This is a genomic window from Burkholderia sp. AU30280 (assembly GCF_020420125.1).
GTDB lineage: Bacteria > Pseudomonadota > Gammaproteobacteria > Burkholderiales > Burkholderiaceae > Burkholderia.
Window position 1 is genome coordinate 258,756 of the sequence record NZ_JAIZRY010000004.1, and the last position, 17,163, is coordinate 275,918.

Below are 17,163 nucleotides of genomic sequence, written 5' to 3' on the forward strand. Positions count from 1 at the left end.
TCTCAGCGTTGTCATGCATGGATTCTGCGCATCGTGCACCGAACAGGGTCGCATCGATGCACGCCGATTGTGCGCAATGCCGGAAAAGAATTGTTGACAATCTTTATGTCCGCCCTAGGATGAGGATCATCACACGATGCCGATCATGAACGAGCCCGAATCCCACCTGTCCGGTGCCGCCAGTCCCGAAGCGATCGCCGAGCGGATCCGCACGGCGATCCTCGAGCATCGACTCGCGCCCGGCGCGAAGCTGACGGAGGCGCAGCTCTGCGACGTATTCAGCGTGAAGCGCGGGACGATCCGCCAGGCGCTCGCGCAGCTCGCGACCGACAAGCTGGTCGATCTCGAGCCGAACCGCGGCGCGTTCGTTGCGAGCCCGACGCTGCAGGACGTGCACGAGGTGTTCGAGATGCGCCGGATCATCGAGCTCGCCGTGGTCGAGCGGCTGGCGACCGGGCCCGGCGCGAAGCGGCTGAAGGGCGTCGCGTCGCTGATCGAGAAGGAACGCAAGGCGTTCGAGCGGCACGACTTCGCGGCCTGGATCCGCCTGTCGGGCGAATTCCATACGGCGCTCGCCACGCTGATGGGCAATGCGACGCTCAGCGAGTGCCTCGAAGGGCTCGTCGCACGCTCGACGCTGATGTCGGCGCTGTACGAGTCGCACGGGCGCAGCCCGTGTTCGTGCGACGACCACGACGAGATCCTCGCCGCGCTGGAGGCGGGCGATCCGAAGCGGGCGGTGACGCTGATGGCGCACCACCTGCAGCATGTCGAACTGAAGATGCTGGACCGGCCCGCGCAAGGGCAGGTCGATTTGCGCGAAGTGTTCGGCGGCGCCTGAGCGGCGACGCGAACCCGGCCGCGCGCCACAAGAACGAGCGAAATGCAGGCTCGCGGTGTTTGCCGCGGGCCGCTGGTCCGACTCCGGGCGTCGATCCGGAGCGATATCGATGACGGTGGAGCGGCCGCCCGGCCGCGTCAAGGAGAAGTCATGGCTCAGTTCAGTGTGGCGCACGACAGCGCCTATCCGGCGGAAGAAGGCGGCGAGGGCGGCGACCCGGCACTGCCGAATGGTTACAGCGAACGTTTGTACAACGAAGATTTGGCACCCCTGAAAAATCAGACATGGGGTTCGTACAACATCTTCGCGTTCTGGATGTCGGACGTGCACAGCGTCGGCGGCTACGTGTTCGCGGGCAGCCTGTTCGCGCTCGGGCTGACGAGCTGGCAGGTGCTGCTCGCGCTGATCGCCGGGATCGGCATCGTCAACCTGCTGTGCAACCTGATCGCACGGCCGAGCCAGCAGATCGGCGTGCCGTATCCGGTCGCGTGCCGGGCGACGTTCGGCGTGCTCGGCGCGAACGTGCCGGCCGTGATCCGCGGGCTGATCGCGATCGCGTGGTACGGCATCCAGACCTATCTCGCATCGAGTGCGCTCGTGATCGTCGTGCTGAAATTCTTCCCGCAATGGCTGCCTTACGCGGACGTGCATCGCTACGGCTTCCTCGGGCTCTCGGCGGTCGGCTGGGCCGGCTTCATGCTGCTGTGGGTGCTTCAGGCGTTCGTGTTCTGGAACGGGATGGAGACGATCAAGAAGTTCATCGACTTCGCGGGCCCGGCCGTCTACGTCGTGATGTTCATCCTCGCCGGCTACATGGTGTGGCGCGCGGGCTGGCGCAACATCGGCATCAACCTCGGCGGCGTGAAGTACCACGGCGCGGAAGTGATTCCGGTGATGATCACGGCTGTGTCGCTCGTCGTGTCGTACTTCTCCGGGCCGATGCTGAACTTCGGCGATTTCTCGCGCTACTGCCGTTCGTTCGGCGACGTGAAGCGCGGCAATTTCTGGGGGCTGCCGGTCAACTTCCTCGCGTTCTCGCTCGTCACGGTGATCACGACGGCCGCGACGCTGCCGGTGTTCGGCGAACTCATCACCGATCCCGTCGAGACGGTCGGCCGCATCGACCATCCGACCGCGGTGATCCTCGGTGCGCTGACGTTTACGATCGCGACGATCGGCATCAACATCGTCGCGAACTTCGTGTCCCCCGCGTTCGACTTCTCGAACGTCGCGCCGCGGCTGATCAGCTGGCGCGCGGGCGGGATGCTCGCGGCCGTCGCGTCGATCTTCATCACGCCGTGGAACCTGTTCAACAACCCGGCCGTGATCCACTACACGCTCGACGTGCTCGGCGCGTTCATCGGCCCGCTGTACGGAGTGCTGATCGCCGACTTCTACCTCGTCAAGCGCGGCCGGCTCGTGCGCGACGACCTGTACACGATGTCGGAAAGCGGCACGTACTGGTACACGGGCGGTGTGAACCGCCGCGCGCTTGCCGCGCTGTTGCCGGCCGCGGTGATCGCGATCGTCTGCGTGATGGTGCCGGGCTGGCAGGGCGTCGCGAACTTCTCGTGGTTCATCGGCGCGGGGCTCGGCTTCGTGTTTTACCGGCTGCTCGTGAGCGCGAAGGCCTGAGGAGCGTGCGATGAAGATCCGACTGATCAATCCGAATACGACCCAGAGGATGACCGACGCGATGGGCCGCTGCGCGCGCGAGGTCGCGGCCGCCGGTACGGAGATCGTCGCGGTGAGCCCGCCAATGGGGCCGCCGTCGATCGAAGGGTATTACGACGAGGCGCTCGCGACGCCGGGGCTGCTCGCCGAGATCGCGCAGGGCGAGCGCGACGGCTGTGATGCGTACGTCATCGCGTGCTTCGGCGATCCCGGCCTCTACGCGGCGCGCGAGCTGGCACGCGGGCCGGTAATCGGCATTGCCGAGGCCGCGATGCATGCGGCGAGCGTGCTCGCGCCGGGCTTTTCGGTCGTCACGACGCTCGCGCGCACCTGCGGGATGGCATGGCATCTCGCCGAGCGCTACGGGATGAAGCGGTTCTGCCGCAACGTGCGCGCGACCGACGTGGCCGTGCTCGAACTCGACCGGCCGGGCTCGGCCGCACGCCGGATCATCGTCGACGAATGTCGGCGCGCGCTCGACGAGGACGGCGCCGACGCGATCGTGCTCGGTTGCGCGGGGATGGCCGAGTTTGCGCATGAGATCGAACAGCAGATCGGCGCGCCGGTGGTCGAGGGCGTCACCGCGGCCGTCAAGTGGGCCGAGGCGCTCGTCGCGCTGCGCCTCGCGACCGCGAAGCGCGGCGACTACGCGCGGCCGCTGCCGAAGCGCTATGACGGCGCGTTCGCCCGCTTCAGCCCGCCGGACGGGGATGCGGCCGAACCGGTCCCGAATTTGCCGCAACCGCACATACACACCGTCTGACACGCACTATCTGCGCCGCTGTATGGGCGCGTATGGGCGTTTTCGCTACACTGGGCCGTCATCGCATCGGCTTGCGCAGCCGGCTTCCGGCACCCGCGCAGTCGATGCGAACCCATTATTTCAGCGAGCTTTCGCCGCACATCGAACCATGTCACTCGATCCCAACTATCCTCGCGACCTGATCGGCTACGGCCGCCATCCCGTTCAGGCGAACTGGCCGGGGCGCGCCCGCGTCGCCGTGCAATTCGTGCTGAACTACGAGGAGGGCGGCGAGAACTGCGTGCTGCATGGCGATCCGGGCTCCGAGCAGTTCCTGTCGGAAATCGTCGGCGCGGCCGCGTATCCCGATCGCCACATGAGCATGGAGTCGATCTACGAATATGGTTCGCGGGCCGGCGTCTGGCGCATTCTGCGCGAATTCGAGAAGCGCGGGATGCCGCTGACGGTATTCGGCGTCGGCATGGCGATCGAACGCCACCCGGAACTCGCGCGCGCATTCGTCGAGCTGGGTCATGAAATCGCGTGCCACGGCTGGCGCTGGATTCACTACCAGAGCATGACGCCGGAACTCGAGGCCGAGCACATGCGTCTCGGGATGGAAGCGATCGAGCGCGTGACGGGCGAGCGCCCGCTCGGCTGGTACACCGGCCGCGACAGCCCCAATACGCACCGCCTCGTCGCGGAATACGGCGGCTTCCTGTACGACTCCGACAACTACGGCGACGACCTGCCGTTCTGGATGGACGTCGACGTGTCGGGCGGCAAGAAGTCGCCGCAACTGATCGTGCCGTACACGCTCGACACGAACGACATGCGCTTCGCGACGCCGCAGGGCTTCAACACCGGCGATCACTTCTTCGACTACCTGCGCGACGCATTCGACGTGCTGTACGCGGAAGGCGACGAAGCGCCGAAGATGCTGTCGATCGGCATGCACTGCCGGTTGCTCGGCCGGCCGGGCCGATTCCGCGGGCTGCAGCGGTTCCTCGATCACATCGAGAAGCACGATCGCGTATGGGTGACGCGCCGTGTCGATATCGCGCGTCACTGGCGTGAACATCATCCGTATCAGCCCAACCATCGAAACGAAGGGAAAGCATGAAGGCGATGCGCTACACGTTGGAACAACTGAACACGATGGCGCCGAGCGCATTTGTCGCGGCGTTGTCGGGGATTTTCGAACATTCGCCGTGGGTGGCCGAAGTCGCCGCGGCCGAGCGACCGTTCGCGAGCATCGACGCGCTGCACAAGACGATGTCGGGCGCGGTGGAAACGAGCGGCGAAGTGCGCCAGCTCGCGCTGATCAATGCTCACCCGGAGCTGGCCGGCAAGGCTGCGGTGCGCGGCGAGCTGACCGCCGAGTCGACGCGCGAGCAGAGCGGCGCGGGCCTCGACCAGTGCACGCAGGAAGAGTTCGACAAGCTGCTGACGCTGAACCGCACGTATCGCGAGAAGTTCGGCTTTCCGTTCATCCTCGCGGTGCGCGGCTATGACCGGCACGGCATCATCGCGAACTTCGAGTCGCGCGTGAATCATTCGCGCGCCGAGGAACTGCGGGCGAGCCTCGACCAGATCTACCGAATCGCGCGCTTTCGCCTCGACGACCTGATCGACGCCTGACATCGCAATACGGCCTGCTGCGGCGCAGCGGCCTGATCGCATCACTGAAACCAAGGAAACATCATGGCTGTTCCGCTTCTCGATCCCAACGCACCCGACTTCACGCGGCGCTACGTGAACCTTGCCGACCCGCGCCTCGGTGCGCAGGCGCTCGAAGCCAGCGACGATTTCTTCGCGCCGAAGGACCGGATGCTGAACCCCGAGCCGGCCGTCTTCATCCCCGGCAAGTACGACGACCACGGCAAGTGGATGGACGGCTGGGAAACGCGCCGCAAGCGCACGACGGGCTACGACTGGTGCATCGTCAAGCTCGCGCGCCCGGGCGTGATCAAGGGCTTCGACATCGATACGAGCCACTTCACCGGCAACTTCCCGCCGGCCGCGTCGATCGAGGCCGCGTTCGTGGCCGACGGCGCGCCGACGCATGCGACCGAGTGGGTCGAGATCGTGCCGTCGACGACGTTGCAGGGCAACAGCCATCACTACGTAGAAGCGAGCGATGCGCGTGCGTTCACGCACCTGCGCGTGAACATCTATCCGGATGGCGGCATTGCACGCCTGCGCGTGTACGGCCAGCCGCAGCTCGACTGGGCCGGCGCGAGCGCGACCGAGCAGTTCGATCTCGCGGCGATGGAAAGCGGTGGTTACGTGGTGGCCGCGAACAACCAGCACTTCGGCGTCGCGTCGAACCTGCTGCTGCCGGGCCGCGGCGTGAACATGGGCGACGGCTGGGAAACCCGCCGCCGCCGCGAACCGGGCAACGACTGGGCGATCATTGCGCTCGCGCAGCCGGGCGTGATCCGCAAGATCGAAGTCGATACCGCGTTCTTCAAGGGCAACTACCCGGATCGCTGCTCGATCCAGGCCGCGTATGTGTCGGGCGGCACGGACAGCTCGCTGATCACGCAGTCGATGTTCTGGCCCGTGCTGCTCGGCGAACAGAAGCTGCAGATGGACAAGCAGCACTACTTCGAACAGGACATCGCGTCGCTCGGCCCCGTCACGCACGTGCGGCTGAACATCATTCCGGACGGCGGCGTGTCGCGGTTGCGTCTGTGGGGGACGCTCGACAAATGAAGACGCTTGTTATCGAACCGCTGACCAAGGAAGCGTTCGCGCCGTTCGGCGACGTGATCGAAACGGAAGGGGCGAAGCAGATCCCGATCAACCTCGGCACCACGATCCGCTTTCACGATCTCGCGAAAGTCGACGTGACCGATGAAGGCGGCCGCACGCTCGTCAACCTGTTCCGCGGCCAGCCGCGCACGCTGCCGTTCGAAGTGAAGATGCTGGAGCGGCACCCGCTCGGCAGCCAGGCGTTCGTGCCGCTGAACGACCGGCCGTATCTCGTCGTCGTGGCGCCCGCGGGCGATCTCGATCCGGCGAAGATCCGCGCGTTCGTGACGAGCGGGTGGCAGGGCGTCAACTATGCGAAGGGCGTTTGGCATCACCCGCTGATCGCGCTGGGCGGCGTCAGCGATTTCATCGTCGTCGATCGCGGCGGCGACGGCCTGAACCTGAATGAGCAGGACCTGCGGGAATCGCTGTGGCTCACCGACGAAGCGCTGCACGCGCTGACGGCCTGAGTCACCGGCGTTTCTACCGTCATCCGATGAAACCCGCGCATCGTGCGCGGGTTTTTTTATGCGCGCGCTTCGGCGAGGTTCAGGTCGCCGCATTGTTACGCGTGTCGCGCGACCTGCCGACGCCGCGACGCCGGTTCGCAAGCGGCGCGTGGCGAGTATCACGTCGTGTATCCGGCGCGCACGCAGGACGATTCGCTTACCGCCGCATTGCGCGACTGGCTCGCGGACGAAGTCGCGACGATGCACGCGTAGCGGTGGTGCCTGCGCATGCTATCGTGCCCGCATCTTCACCGCACGATGCCCGATTCCGGGCGTGTTCCTTCGATGAGCCAACCTGAAAACGACCTCGCGGTCCTGCTGCGCACGATGCAGCCCGAATTGCATCCGGGCGCGTTCGATTTCGTATCGCTGCCGACCGATGCAGACGTATCGTTATCCGAAACCATTGCAACGTTTCGAGAGGCGGAAGGCTTGACGGTCGTCGTCTGCGAGGAGGTGGCCGCGCGTCGCGGCTGGCCGGTGCTGTTCCGCGCCGCGTGGATCACGCTGACCGTGCATTCCGATCTCGCGGCCGTCGGGCTCACCGCGGCGTTCGCGCGGGCGCTCGGCGTGGCCGGGATCAGTTGCAACGTGATGGCCGCCGCGTATCACGATCACATCTTCGTGCCGTTCGATGACGGCCCGCGCGCGCTCGATGCGCTCGTCGCGCTTCAGCGCGACGCGATGCGTGGTTGACGCGCGAAGGGCGTCCGGGACACGCAAAAAAGAACGGACCCGTCACCGGGCCCGCGAACGGAGAGGATGGCGCCGGGAACGACCCTCGGCGCACGGCGGCTTACTTGTTCGCGCCACCCTCGAACCAGGCGGCGAGCTTCGTGCGCTCGTCGTCGGTCATGTGCGTGACGTTGCCGATCGGCATCGCCTTCAGGCGCACGGCCTGTTCGTAGATGCGCTGCGCGTTTTTCGAAATTTCGTCCGGTGTGTCGAACATCACGCCCGCGGGCGCGCTGCCCATCAGCGTCGGCTTGGCCGAGTGGCACTCGACGCAGCGCTGCTGCAGGATCGGCATGATGTCGTTGATCACGACCTTCGGTGCGTTCGCGGCCTGCGCTTCCGGTGCGATCGGCTTCGGCATCGTCCACACCAGCGCACCCGACAGCAGTGCGACGCCGCCGATCGGCAGGTACCACAGCTGCTTGCCGCGGTGACGCATCACGAAGAACTGGCGGATCAGTGCGCCGGCCAGCATGATCATCACGAGCACGACCCAGTTGAACTTGTTCGTGTAGGTCATTGCATAGTGGTTCGACAGCATCGCGAACACGACCGGCAGCGTGAAGTACGTGTTGTGCACCGAGCGCTGCTTGCCGCGCTTGCCGTAGATCGGGTTCGGCTCTTCGCCCTTGAGCATCTTGTCGACCATCTTGCGCTGGCCGGGGATGATCACGAAGAACACGTTCGCCGACATGATCGTCGCGAGCATCGCGCCGACGATCAGGTACGCCGCACGACCCGCGAAGATGTGGCACGCGAGGTAGGCGGCGGCGACCACGTAGATGCCGACGCAGATGCCGAGCACGCGGTCGTTGGTGCCGAGGATGCGGCACAGCGAGTCGTAGACGATCCAGCCGGCCGCGAGGAAGCCGAGCGCGGACGCGACGGCGACCACCGGGCCCATGTCGAGCACGCTCTTGTCGATCAGGTACGTGTTCGGCGCGAGCAGGTACAGCACGAAGAACAGCGAGAAGCCCGACAGCCAGGTCGTGTACGACGGCCACTTCGACCAGTGCAGGTCATCCGGCATTTCCGGCGGGGCGACGGTGTACTTCTGCATGTTGTAGAAACCGCCGCCGTGGACGTGCCACAGCTCGCCGAACACACCGCGCTTGCGCTGGTTCGGGTCGGTCGGCGGTTTCAGGCTGTTGTCGAGCGCGACGAAATAGAAGGACTCGCCGATCCACGCAATGGCGACGATGACGTGCAGCCATCGCAATGCGAGGTTCAGCCAGTCGGTGATGAAGCCTTCCATGAAACTCCTCCAGACTCAGATTTTGTCTTGATGCGGGCGCTGATGCGTATGTCAGCTGCCGCGATAGGTGCTGTACGACCACGGCGACACGAGCAGCGGCACGTGGTAGTGCGAGCCGGCGTCGGCGATGCCGAAGCGCAGCACGACGCGATCGACGAAACGGGGTTCGGGCACCTTCACGCCGAGCGACGCGAAGTAGTCGCCGGCATGGAACACGAGTTCGTATTCGCCGGCGGCGAGCGCGGCGCCTTCGAGCAGGGGTTCGTCGCAGCGGCCGTCGCTATTGGTCAGCACGGTCTTGATCGCGCGGCGCGATTCGCCGTCGAGCGCGTAGAGGTCGATCTTGATTGCAGCGCCGGGACGGCCGTGCGCCGTATCGAGTACGTGGGTAGTGAGCTTTCCCATTCGCAATTGTCCTTGTGTGAATGCGAGGTTCGGCGGCGACTCGATCCATTGACTGTGCGGCGGATCGAGGCTCCACGTCACGTGGCTACATACCCGTCGGCGAGATTGAAGCGAGCGCCGTGCAGGCATTGTAAAAAGGTTCCCCGCGCAAATACGGGCGCGATATCAAAGATAATGCGCCGCGCATGAGCGGCTGTCGACGGCACGCCGGATACGGCTTCCGGCGGGCGTTTCGGCGCACCGGCGGGGCGTTGCGCGGCGTACCATATCGAAACCGTGAATCGCGGTATTCCGGATCGCGCATTGTGTGCGGCGCGTGCTTGGGCGATCCTGCCGCCGTGCGCGTCGGCCGGTGGCCCGCGCGTACCCCGAAGACGGCGAGCACGCCGGGTAACCGGGCCAGGGCGTTCGAACGGACGCAGGCGCCGGAGCGTGCCGCGATTCAGCGTTCGAACGGCTGTGTGACCGTCCCCAGGATCCTCCCCTGGGGGCAGACCGACGCGGAGAACGCATGAACCTCGAGCAGCACGCTGGCGCACGCGCGCCGAACACGAACACCTCCCCATCCCGCCCGAAAACCCTGCTGGTCAAGCACGCCGACGTCCTCGTGACGATGGACGACGCGCGCCGCGAATTGCGCGACGCGGGGCTCTACATCGAAGACAACCGGATCGTCGCGGTCGGCCCGACCGCCGAGCTGCCCGATACGGCCGATGAAGTGCTCGACCTGCGCGGCCACCTCGTGATCCCGGGGCTCGTGAACACGCATCACCACATGTACCAGAGCCTGACGCGCGCGGTGCCGGCGGCGCAGAACGCCGAGCTGTTCGGCTGGCTCACGAACCTGTACAAGATTTGGGCGCACCTGACGCCCGAGATGATCGAGGTGTCGACGCTCACCGCGATGGCCGAGCTGCTGCAGTCAGGCTGCACGACGTCGAGCGATCATCTGTACATCTACCCGAACGGCAGCCGCCTCGACGACAGCATCGGCGCCGCGCAGCGGATCGGCATGCGTTTTCATGCGAGCCGTGGCGCGATGAGCGTCGGTCAGCGCGACGGCGGGCTGCCGCCCGATTCCGTCGTCGAGCGCGAGCCCGACATCCTGCGCGACACGCAGCGCCTGATCGAGACCTATCACGACGAAGGCCGTTACGCGATGCTGCGCGTGGTGGTCGCGCCGTGCTCGCCGTTCTCGGTGAGCCGCGACCTGATGCGCGACGCGGCCGTGCTCGCGCGCGAATACGGCGTGTCGCTGCACACGCACCTCGCGGAGAACGTCAACGACATCGCGTACAGCCGCGAGAAATTCGGCATGACGCCCGCCGAATATGCGGAAGATCTCGGCTGGGTCGGTCACGACGTGTGGCATGCGCACTGCGTGCAGCTCGACGATGCGGGCATCGGCCTGTTCGCGCGCACCGGCACGGGCGTCGCGCACTGTCCATGCTCGAACATGCGGCTCGCGTCGGGTATCGCGCCGGTGAAAAAGATGCGTCTCGCGGGGGTGCCGGTCGGCCTCGGCGTCGACGGCTCCGCGTCGAACGACGGCGCGCAGATGGTTGCGGAAGTGCGGCAGGCGCTGCTGCTGCAGCGGGTCGGTTTCGGGCCCGATGCGATGACCGCGCGTGAAGCGCTCGAGATCGCGACGCTCGGCGGCGCGAAGGTGCTGAACCGTGACGATATCGGCGCGCTGAAGCCCGGCATGGCTGCGGACTTCGCCGCATTCGACCTGCGCCAGCCGCTGTTCGCGGGGGCGCTGCATGATCCGGTTGCGGCGCTCGTGTTCTGCGCGCCGTCGCAGACGGCATACACGGTGGTGAACGGGAAGGTGGTGGTGCGGGAAGGGCGATTGGCGACGCTCGACTTGCCGCCCGTGATCGAGCGCCACAACGCGCTTGCGCACGCGCTCGTCGCGGCATCGCGCTGAAGCAATCCTGAAGCCGTGCGGCGGCGGCCTGGCCGAGCCTGCCGCTGGCGCGTCGTCGCGCCGCGCCCGTAACGGCGCGGGCGGCGTGTGCCGTTACGCCTCGATCAACGTGCGGGTGGCTTCGGCGACGAGGCTGCGCAGCCAGCGCACTTCGTCGGAGTAGTGGCAGCGCTCGTGCCACAGCTGGTAGTACTGCATCGGCGGGAAGTCGAGCGGCGCCGGCACGACCGACAGCGGCAGGAACTTCGCGTAGTGATCGGCGAACAGGCGCGTCGTCGTGAAGATCAGGTCGGACTTCACGAGCACGTACGGCGCGAGGTTGAAGTACGGCAGCGTGACGACCACGTGGCGTTTGAGCCGTTCGCGCGCGAGATGCACGTCGATCGCGCCGCGCTGGCCGACCGAGTAAGGCGTCGGCGCGAGATGCGGTGCGTTCAGGTACTGGTCGAGCGTGAGCCCGCCTCGCTTCGCGAACGGGTGCGTGTTGCTCATCAGGCAGACGATTTCGTCGACGAACAAGTTCGACAGGTGCAACTGCTCGGGTGGCTCGGGCCAGTTGCCGACGACGATGTCGAGCTTGCCGTCTTCCAGCGCGAGTTCGTAGTCGAACGCGGGGCCGAGCGAGTGGAATTCGAGCGTTGCGTTTGGCGCGGCCTGGCGGAAGCGCTCGACGACGGTCGGCACGAACAGCACGTTCAGGTAGTCGGGGCAGCCGATCCGGTAGCAACGGATCGACGTGGCCGGGTCGAAGTTGTGCTGCTGGAACTTGATGCGCTCGATTTCACGCAGCGCATTCTGCACGGGCTCGAGCAGGCGCAGCCCGTATTCGGTCGGCACCATGCCGGATTTGCCGCGCACCAGCAGCGGATCGCCGGTGATGTCGCGCAGGCGCCGCAGCGCGGCGCTGATCGCCGGTTGCGACTGGTTCAGTTTGACGGCCGCGCGCGTGACGCTGCGCTCCATCAACAAGGTGTGCAAGACGCGCAAGAGGTACGTGTCGATCGCCTCGCGTTGCTGACTCATGATTTCTCCGGGTTATATGTCTGGGCTGATCGAGGGGTACTGTGGGTATATCGTTTTTAATATGAACGAAAATCAGCGTCAAGAGATGGATACCCGCAGGCACCCGCCGGCCGGGCATGGACAAGGGGCCCGAACGGGGCGGAATGCGGGGGCGCGCGGCGCCGCGCGGATGCGCGGGGCGCGTATCCGGATCGCGGCGCGGCGTGTGATGTGGCGTGCGAGTCAGTCGTCGATGCGCATGCCGACCTTCAGCGTCACTTGCCAGTGCACGACCTGGTCGCCTTCGATGTGGCCGCGCGTTTCGGTTACCTGAAACCAGTGCAGGTTGTGCAGCGTCTTGCCGGCTTTCGAGATCGCGTTGCGGATGGCATCGTCACTTGATTGCCGCGACGAACCGGTCAGCTCGATCATCTTGTACACGTGCTCGCTCATGATGCGCTCCCTGGGATATCGGTATGGATTGCCGGTGCAAGCCGTGGTCCCGAGGCGGCGCCGCGTGTGCCCGGCTTCTTGAGTGATAGGTATGATGGGCGGCAAGTTCAACCCATATCGGAGACGAGGAACATCGTGGAAGTCGGATTTTGCGGACCGGGATTGATGGGCGCGCCGATGATTCGGCATTTGCTGGCGGCCGGGCATCGGGTCAGCGTGTGGAATCGCTCGCGCGACAAGGCCGAGGCGCTCGTGAAGGACGGCGCGCAGGTGGTCGGCACGCCGCGCGAACTGGCGGAGTGCGTCGATACGGTATTTGTGTGTGTGCTCGACGGCCGCGCGGTGGGCGACGTCGTGTTCGGCGAGCACGGTCTACTCTCCGGCGACGCCGCTGCGCGCCGCCTGCGGCGCATCATCGATCATTCGAGCATTCCGCCTGCCGCGACGCGCGATTACGCGGCGCGCGCGGCCGCACTCGGCGTCAGCTGGGTCGATGCGCCGGTGTCGGGCGGCGTGCCCGGCGCGCAGGCCGGCACGCTTGCGGTGATGGCCGGTGGCCGCACGGCCGATCTCGACGCGGTGCGGCCGCTGATCGACACGTACGCGTCGCGAATCACGCACATGGGCGACGCGGGCGCGGGGCAGACGGCGAAGTTGTGCAACCAGGCGATCGTCACCGCGACGGTGACCGCGATTGCCGAGGCCGTCGGTCTTGCGCAGGCGAGCGGCATCGATGCCGCGCGGCTGGCCGAAGCGCTGGCCGGTGGCTGGGCCGATTCGGTGCTGCTGCAGACGTTCGTGCCGCGCATGACGTCGGGTGGTCATGCACCCATCGGCGCGCTCGGTACGTTCCAGAAGGACGTCGATGCGATTGCCGACGCGGCGCGCGATACCGGCGCGGTGATGCCCGTGTCGGCCACGGTGCAGCACGTGCTGCGGCTCGGCGCTGCGCAAGGGCTCGCCGGTGCCGATTTCGCCGCGTTCATCGACATCGTGCGGCCCGGCAACGGGCGTCAGTCAACTGGCGTCGTGACGGGCAAGCAGGGTGCGTGAATGGCAGATGGGCCGCCCGGAGGCGGCCCATCGAATGGCAGGTTGATCAGCCGAGGGAGCGTGGTGTCGTGTCGCCGGCGTTCTGGCGGCCGAGCCCGCCGCGCAGGCTCGCTTTCGTGCCTGCACCAAACTCGGGCAGGATGCGCGCACGCGCACGGCTGGCGAACACGAGGAAGCCGAAGCCGTTTGCTTCATACCAGTATCCGCCGTTCTCGAGGCCGTCCAGCGGCTGCTCGAGCGCGTTGGCGATCGATTCGATGCAGCGCTTGCGCAGTTCGGCGATGGCCGGATAGGGCGGCTGTGCGCCGCGCACGCTGCACAGGAGCACGTCGAGACCGGGCAGCACATGCGCGTACAGGACGGGTTCGTCCTGCGCGCGGGCGCGGGCAATCTTGGTGTCGAGCTGGGCAAACGGTTTCGAGTGGCGCAATACCGCGAGGAATGACTCCTGGCCATCCTGCTGGGCACGCCGACGTTTTTTCGGGAAGGACATAAACACTCGCCTCAAAAACAATTGCAAGAAATGCGGCACTTTCATGCGACCCACTCCCGGCTATGTACGCCGCATGTCGATCCTTTATAGCACACGAAAATGCTGCCTTCGTGCAGTACGACGATCAATGTCTCCCGTCGACCTGCTCGCCATGATCGACACAGCCAGCGTCTTGGCGCCCGTACTGTCGTTTAGTCTCCATCATAGACCTGCTTTCCCCGCGCGTGCATTCGCCCGTCACAAAAAAGTGAGATAGGCCGCGTGCGGCGGTGCATCGCGCGCAATAAAAAGGCCCGCACGAGGCGGGCCTGGCTGGCGGGACGCTTGGCGATCAGCGCTGCTTCAGCGAATCGCGGATCTCGCGCAGCAGCACGGTGTCTTCCGGCGTCGCGGCCGGTGCGGCTTCTTCCGGCTTGCGCAGCTTGTTGATGAATTTCACCATCAGGAAAATGATGAACGCGAGGATGACGAAATTGATTGCCACCGTGATGAACGAGCCGTAGCCGAACGCGGCGACACCTGCGGCCTGCAGATCCTTGAACGAATCGGGATTACCCTTGAACGTCGGGGGAATGGTGCCGAGCAGAACGAACTTGTTCGAGAAATCCAGGCCGCCGGTCAGCACGCCGATGACCGGCATGATGAGGTCTTTCACGACCGAGTCGACGATCTTCGAGAACGCGCCGCCGATGATCACGCCGACGGCGAGATCCATGACGTTGCCCTTGACGGCGAACTCCTTGAATTCCTTGATGATGCTCATGAGCGGCTTTCTCCTGGTTGGGGCGAGGGGAGGCGTGCCGCGACGCGCAGGGATGCAGAGCGTCGAATGAGGGTCGGTGGCACGCCGATGGCCGCATGATAGCGAACGCTCCCCATTGCCGGTAGTCCATCTTGAAATGATTGACAAATCCGCGGGTCGGCGCGGCCGGCATGCAGGGAAGCGTGGCGTGCGTTGCAGCGCGTCGCGGGTGCGTCGACGCGCTGCGCGGCGTCAGGTGTTGTCGTCGGTCCAGCCGTCGTCGTTGCTGCCGAGATCCATGCCGCCGCCGTTGCCGTCGCTCCAGTTCGAACTGTCGCCGCGGCCGAGGTCGAAGCCCGGGTCGTTGTCCTGCCGGCGGCGCTCGCCGTCGACGATCACGTCGCGTTCGACCACGCGCTCGCGGCCGCCCGACATCGCTTCGCCGAGCAGTACGCCGGTCAGCAGCCCGCCCATGCCGCCGCCGAAACCGCCGCCGCCTTGCTGGATCACGACCGGCGGTTGCTGTTGCGGGTAGGGCTGCTGCGGATACGGCTGGCCTTGCGCGCCCGTCATGCGATCGGCTTCCTGCGCATACACGGAGCCGCTGCCGTTCGCCGGTGCCGCGGGTTGCGCGGCCGGATCGGGGCGGCCTTCGACGCGTGCCTTCACGCTCGCATGACGCTGTTCGAGTTCGTCGATGCGATACGGCGGCACCGGATTCTTGCCGTTCGAGAGCGATTCGACGAGCGTGCGCGCATCGGTCTCGATCGCGTCGAGTTCACCCGTGAGCGCCGCGGCGCCGGGCGCCGTCGACAGCTTCGCGTCGAGTTTCAGCGGACGGATGTCGTTCAGCACGTCGGTGGCACGCTTGAGCTGCGTGCGGCGTTCGTCGTCGGCTCGGCTGTCGTCGGCCGTGCGCGCACGCCGCAGCGTCCAGCGCAGCACCAGCGCGATCACCGCGACGATCAGCCCGAGGCCGATCCACATGCCGGTCGACGGCCCGTGTTTTTCGGCCGGCGCGACGGCGGGCGCGAGCGACGATTGCAGCGTACCGGCCTGCGTGGCCGAAGGCACGTTGCCGTTCACGCGCGCGGCGTCGGCGCGGATGCGCGACTCCGTCTGCGCGAAGCGCGATGCGTCGGTGAACTTGAGTTGCGGATCGAGCGACTTGGCGCGCTGCAGCTGCTCGAGGGCGTCGGACGCGCGGCCTTCACGATCCAGCACCTGTGCGTACAGGTAGCGCGCGTGCGCGTTGTTCGGATGGGCGTCGATGACTTGCGACAGCTGCGTGTCGGCTTGCTGCCAGTTGCGTTGCGCGATCGATTGCTCGACCTGCTGCAGCGACGGGACCGCAAACGCGGCGGACGACAGCAACATCAGCGAGAGGCCGAGTGCGGCGAGAGATTTCTTCATGGTCGAACCGGGCGCAGGCGCCCGTCTCCTGACGATCGGTTCGCGCCGCGCCCGGGGCGGGCGGCGGCGCGGTTGCCCGCGGTTGCCGTTACTGCGCGGGCGTATCGAGCTGCTTCTTCAGCGCGGCGAGGCGATCCTCGACCGACGGGCCCTTGTTCAGCGCGGCGAGCTTGTCGTCGAGCGCCTTGCCGCTCGACGTGTCGGCCGAATTCAGGCGTGCGTCCGAGCGTGCGTTCTGCAGCGCGACCTTGTCCTCGAGCTTCTGGAAATCCTCGGACAGGTTCTTGCCGCCGATGCCGCCCAGGGCGCTGGCCGCGACGTCCTTCGCCTGCGCGATTTCCTGCTTGGCCTGCAGGATGTTCGAGCGTGCATTCAGGTCGTTGCGGCGCTGACGCATGTCGGCGATCTGCCCCTTCAGCTTGTCGACCGACGGCTCGAGCGTCGACAACTCGGCCGCGAGCGCGTCGCGCTCGGCTTCCGCGTTCGACTGTGCGCTGAGTGCCTCGCGTGCGAGTGCTTCATCGCCGGCCTGCAGCGCGCGCTTCGCGCCGTCCTCGTACTTCTTCACCTTGTCGTCGGCCGCATCGCGCTTGCTGCGCTGGGTCGCGACCTGTGCCTCGATCTCGATCAGCGAATTCTCGGCACGGCCGATGCTGTCGTCGAGCTCCCGCACGATCTGCCGTGCGTCGCGCGACGGATCCTGTACCGAATCGGCCGCATCGTTCAGCAGGCCTTTGATCGTGCGCGAAACAGAGTCGAAAAGCGACATGAAATCCTCCGTGGTTGAAAGGCGCCGCGTGACCGCGGCAGTGCCCGTTGCGAGCCGGTTCCGACCCGCATGAGCCGGCGGATATTACACCACCGGTTCACTTAAATACGGCTTAAACGCGCGAGTTCAAGCGGCTTGCGCATCAGGATGTCGAACCTTTCGCGGTTGAAAGAATATCGGCCGTGCGCGCCATATTGCGTGTCCATGATAGGCAGAGGATGCCGACAATACGTTCCTCAAATCACGGCATTGCGGGAATTTTTACAAAAAATCGCGAAGGCACCCGGTCGATTTCATTAAAATGCGCTGTCACGTCGCGGGAACGGATTGCCGCGCGGCGGGGTCTGTCGACGTGACAGCCGTATCACGCCGTATCCGCTCTGATTCATT

18 protein-coding genes are annotated in these 17,163 nt (G+C 66.0%); 10 read left to right on the top strand and 8 right to left on the bottom strand.

From position 1 onward, the window contains the following. Positions 1–136 precede the first annotated feature (136 nt). The 8 genes from LGN17_RS11425 to LGN17_RS11460 all read left to right on the top strand — a co-directional run bounded on the left by LGN17_RS11425 (position 137) and on the right by LGN17_RS11460 (position 7,219). The gene (locus LGN17_RS11425; protein WP_175953363.1) at positions 137–841 is read left to right on the top strand and encodes a GntR family transcriptional regulator; all 705 of its coding nucleotides are present in this window, start codon (positions 137–139) and stop codon (positions 839–841) included. 150 nt (positions 842–991) lie between these two features. Beyond that, a complete protein-coding gene (locus tag LGN17_RS11430) occupies positions 992–2,476 on the top strand; it encodes an NCS1 family nucleobase:cation symporter-1 (protein WP_226196822.1) in 1,485 nt (494 codons plus the stop codon). A gap of 10 nt (positions 2,477–2,486) precedes the next feature. Beyond that, positions 2,487–3,278 carry an aspartate/glutamate racemase family protein gene (locus LGN17_RS11435; RefSeq protein ID WP_174960932.1) on the top strand — a complete coding sequence of 264 codons (792 nt, stop codon included), beginning with the start codon at positions 2,487–2,489 and terminating at the stop codon, positions 3,276–3,278. A 148-nt stretch (positions 3,279–3,426) separates the two neighbouring features. Further along, complete coding sequence (puuE, locus tag LGN17_RS11440; RefSeq protein ID WP_043187981.1) at positions 3,427–4,380, top strand: allantoinase PuuE; 954 nt, start codon at positions 3,427–3,429, stop codon at positions 4,378–4,380. Beyond that, complete coding sequence (gene uraD, locus LGN17_RS11445; protein ID WP_226196824.1) at positions 4,377–4,898, top strand: 2-oxo-4-hydroxy-4-carboxy-5-ureidoimidazoline decarboxylase; 522 nt, start codon at positions 4,377–4,379, stop codon at positions 4,896–4,898. The genes puuE and uraD overlap by 4 nt, the downstream gene beginning before the upstream one ends. Before the next feature lie 63 nt (positions 4,899–4,961). Beyond that, the gene (gene alc, locus LGN17_RS11450; RefSeq protein WP_226196826.1) at positions 4,962–5,975 is read left to right on the top strand and encodes an allantoicase; all 1,014 of its coding nucleotides are present in this window, start codon (positions 4,962–4,964) and stop codon (positions 5,973–5,975) included. After that, complete coding sequence (locus LGN17_RS11455) at positions 5,972–6,484, top strand: ureidoglycolate lyase (protein WP_226196828.1); 513 nt, start codon at positions 5,972–5,974, stop codon at positions 6,482–6,484. The genes alc and LGN17_RS11455 overlap by 4 nt, the downstream gene beginning before the upstream one ends. A gap of 324 nt (positions 6,485–6,808) precedes the next feature. Continuing rightward, positions 6,809–7,219 (top strand): ACT domain-containing protein, encoded by a 411-nt coding sequence (locus LGN17_RS11460; RefSeq protein ID WP_226196830.1) that lies wholly within the window; start codon positions 6,809–6,811, stop codon positions 7,217–7,219. A gap of 100 nt (positions 7,220–7,319) precedes the next feature. Here the strand turns inward: LGN17_RS11460 and LGN17_RS11465 are convergent, their stop codons facing one another. Both LGN17_RS11465 and uraH read right to left on the bottom strand, forming a co-directional pair. After that, positions 7,320–8,513: a urate hydroxylase PuuD gene (locus LGN17_RS11465; RefSeq protein WP_226196832.1), complete on the bottom strand. Its 1,194-nt coding sequence runs from the start codon at positions 8,511–8,513 to the stop codon at positions 7,320–7,322. Positions 8,514–8,564: 51 nt separating this feature from the next. Continuing rightward, complete coding sequence (gene uraH, locus LGN17_RS11470) at positions 8,565–8,918, bottom strand: hydroxyisourate hydrolase (RefSeq protein ID WP_226196834.1); 354 nt, start codon at positions 8,916–8,918, stop codon at positions 8,565–8,567. 511 nt (positions 8,919–9,429) lie between these two features. On the opposite strand from uraH, the gene LGN17_RS11475 reads away from it, so the two are divergent. After that, complete coding sequence (locus LGN17_RS11475; protein ID WP_226196836.1) at positions 9,430–10,848, top strand: 8-oxoguanine deaminase; 1,419 nt, start codon at positions 9,430–9,432, stop codon at positions 10,846–10,848. Positions 10,849–10,941: 93 nt separating this feature from the next. Here the strand turns inward: LGN17_RS11475 and LGN17_RS11480 are convergent, their stop codons facing one another. Both LGN17_RS11480 and LGN17_RS11485 read right to left on the bottom strand, forming a co-directional pair. Next, entirely contained in the window at positions 10,942–11,871 is a 930-nt protein-coding gene (locus LGN17_RS11480) for a LysR substrate-binding domain-containing protein (protein WP_006762467.1), read from the bottom strand. A 222-nt stretch (positions 11,872–12,093) separates the two neighbouring features. Continuing rightward, positions 12,094–12,303, bottom strand: coding sequence for a dodecin (locus tag LGN17_RS11485; protein WP_034199458.1), 210 nt, complete (start codon positions 12,301–12,303; stop codon positions 12,094–12,096). A 135-nt stretch (positions 12,304–12,438) separates the two neighbouring features. Here LGN17_RS11485 and LGN17_RS11490 point away from each other — a divergent pair, with 135 nt between their 5' ends. Continuing rightward, the gene (locus LGN17_RS11490; protein ID WP_226196838.1) at positions 12,439–13,356 is read left to right on the top strand and encodes an NAD(P)-dependent oxidoreductase; all 918 of its coding nucleotides are present in this window, start codon (positions 12,439–12,441) and stop codon (positions 13,354–13,356) included. 46 nt (positions 13,357–13,402) lie between these two features. Here LGN17_RS11490 and LGN17_RS11495 read toward each other — a convergent pair whose 3' ends face one another. The 4 genes from LGN17_RS11495 to LGN17_RS11510 form a co-directional block, all read right to left on the bottom strand. After that, positions 13,403–13,849 carry a hypothetical protein gene (locus tag LGN17_RS11495; RefSeq protein ID WP_027784713.1) on the bottom strand — a complete coding sequence of 149 codons (447 nt, stop codon included), beginning with the start codon at positions 13,847–13,849 and terminating at the stop codon, positions 13,403–13,405. Positions 13,850–14,180: 331 nt separating this feature from the next. Next, complete coding sequence (gene mscL, locus LGN17_RS11500; RefSeq protein WP_006487991.1) at positions 14,181–14,612, bottom strand: large conductance mechanosensitive channel protein MscL; 432 nt, start codon at positions 14,610–14,612, stop codon at positions 14,181–14,183. A 231-nt stretch (positions 14,613–14,843) separates the two neighbouring features. Next, entirely contained in the window at positions 14,844–16,004 is a 1,161-nt protein-coding gene (locus LGN17_RS11505) for a tetratricopeptide repeat protein (protein WP_226196839.1), read from the bottom strand. A gap of 88 nt (positions 16,005–16,092) precedes the next feature. After that, entirely contained in the window at positions 16,093–16,773 is a 681-nt protein-coding gene (locus LGN17_RS11510) for a PspA/IM30 family protein (protein ID WP_113045091.1), read from the bottom strand. Positions 16,774–17,163 lie beyond the last annotated feature (390 nt).

Bases quoted from the DNA above. Each gene is read 5' to 3' on its own strand.
- alc (WP_226196826.1), top strand. From the start codon at position 4,962: ATGGCTGTTCCGCTTCTCGATCCCAACGCACCCGACTTCACGCGGCGC.
- LGN17_RS11505 (WP_226196839.1), bottom strand. From the start codon at position 16,004: ATGAAGAAATCTCTCGCCGCACTCGGCCTCTCGCTGATGTTGCTGTCG.
- LGN17_RS11495 (WP_027784713.1), bottom strand. From the start codon at position 13,849: ATGTCCTTCCCGAAAAAACGTCGGCGTGCCCAGCAGGATGGCCAGGAG.
- LGN17_RS11465 (WP_226196832.1), bottom strand. From the start codon at position 8,513: ATGGAAGGCTTCATCACCGACTGGCTGAACCTCGCATTGCGATGGCTG.
- LGN17_RS11460 (WP_226196830.1), top strand. From the start codon at position 6,809: ATGAGCCAACCTGAAAACGACCTCGCGGTCCTGCTGCGCACGATGCAG.
- puuE (WP_043187981.1), top strand. From the start codon at position 3,427: ATGTCACTCGATCCCAACTATCCTCGCGACCTGATCGGCTACGGCCGC.
- LGN17_RS11485 (WP_034199458.1), bottom strand. From the start codon at position 12,303: ATGAGCGAGCACGTGTACAAGATGATCGAGCTGACCGGTTCGTCGCGG.
- mscL (WP_006487991.1), bottom strand. From the start codon at position 14,612: ATGAGCATCATCAAGGAATTCAAGGAGTTCGCCGTCAAGGGCAACGTC.
- LGN17_RS11425 (WP_175953363.1), top strand. From the start codon at position 137: ATGCCGATCATGAACGAGCCCGAATCCCACCTGTCCGGTGCCGCCAGT.
- LGN17_RS11480 (WP_006762467.1), bottom strand. From the start codon at position 11,871: ATGAGTCAGCAACGCGAGGCGATCGACACGTACCTCTTGCGCGTCTTG.
- uraD (WP_226196824.1), top strand. From the start codon at position 4,377: ATGAAGGCGATGCGCTACACGTTGGAACAACTGAACACGATGGCGCCG.
- LGN17_RS11430 (WP_226196822.1), top strand. From the start codon at position 992: ATGGCTCAGTTCAGTGTGGCGCACGACAGCGCCTATCCGGCGGAAGAA.
- LGN17_RS11510 (WP_113045091.1), bottom strand. From the start codon at position 16,773: ATGTCGCTTTTCGACTCTGTTTCGCGCACGATCAAAGGCCTGCTGAAC.
- LGN17_RS11455 (WP_226196828.1), top strand. From the start codon at position 5,972: ATGAAGACGCTTGTTATCGAACCGCTGACCAAGGAAGCGTTCGCGCCG.
- LGN17_RS11475 (WP_226196836.1), top strand. From the start codon at position 9,430: ATGAACCTCGAGCAGCACGCTGGCGCACGCGCGCCGAACACGAACACC.
- LGN17_RS11435 (WP_174960932.1), top strand. From the start codon at position 2,487: ATGAAGATCCGACTGATCAATCCGAATACGACCCAGAGGATGACCGAC.
- uraH (WP_226196834.1), bottom strand. From the start codon at position 8,918: ATGGGAAAGCTCACTACCCACGTACTCGATACGGCGCACGGCCGTCCC.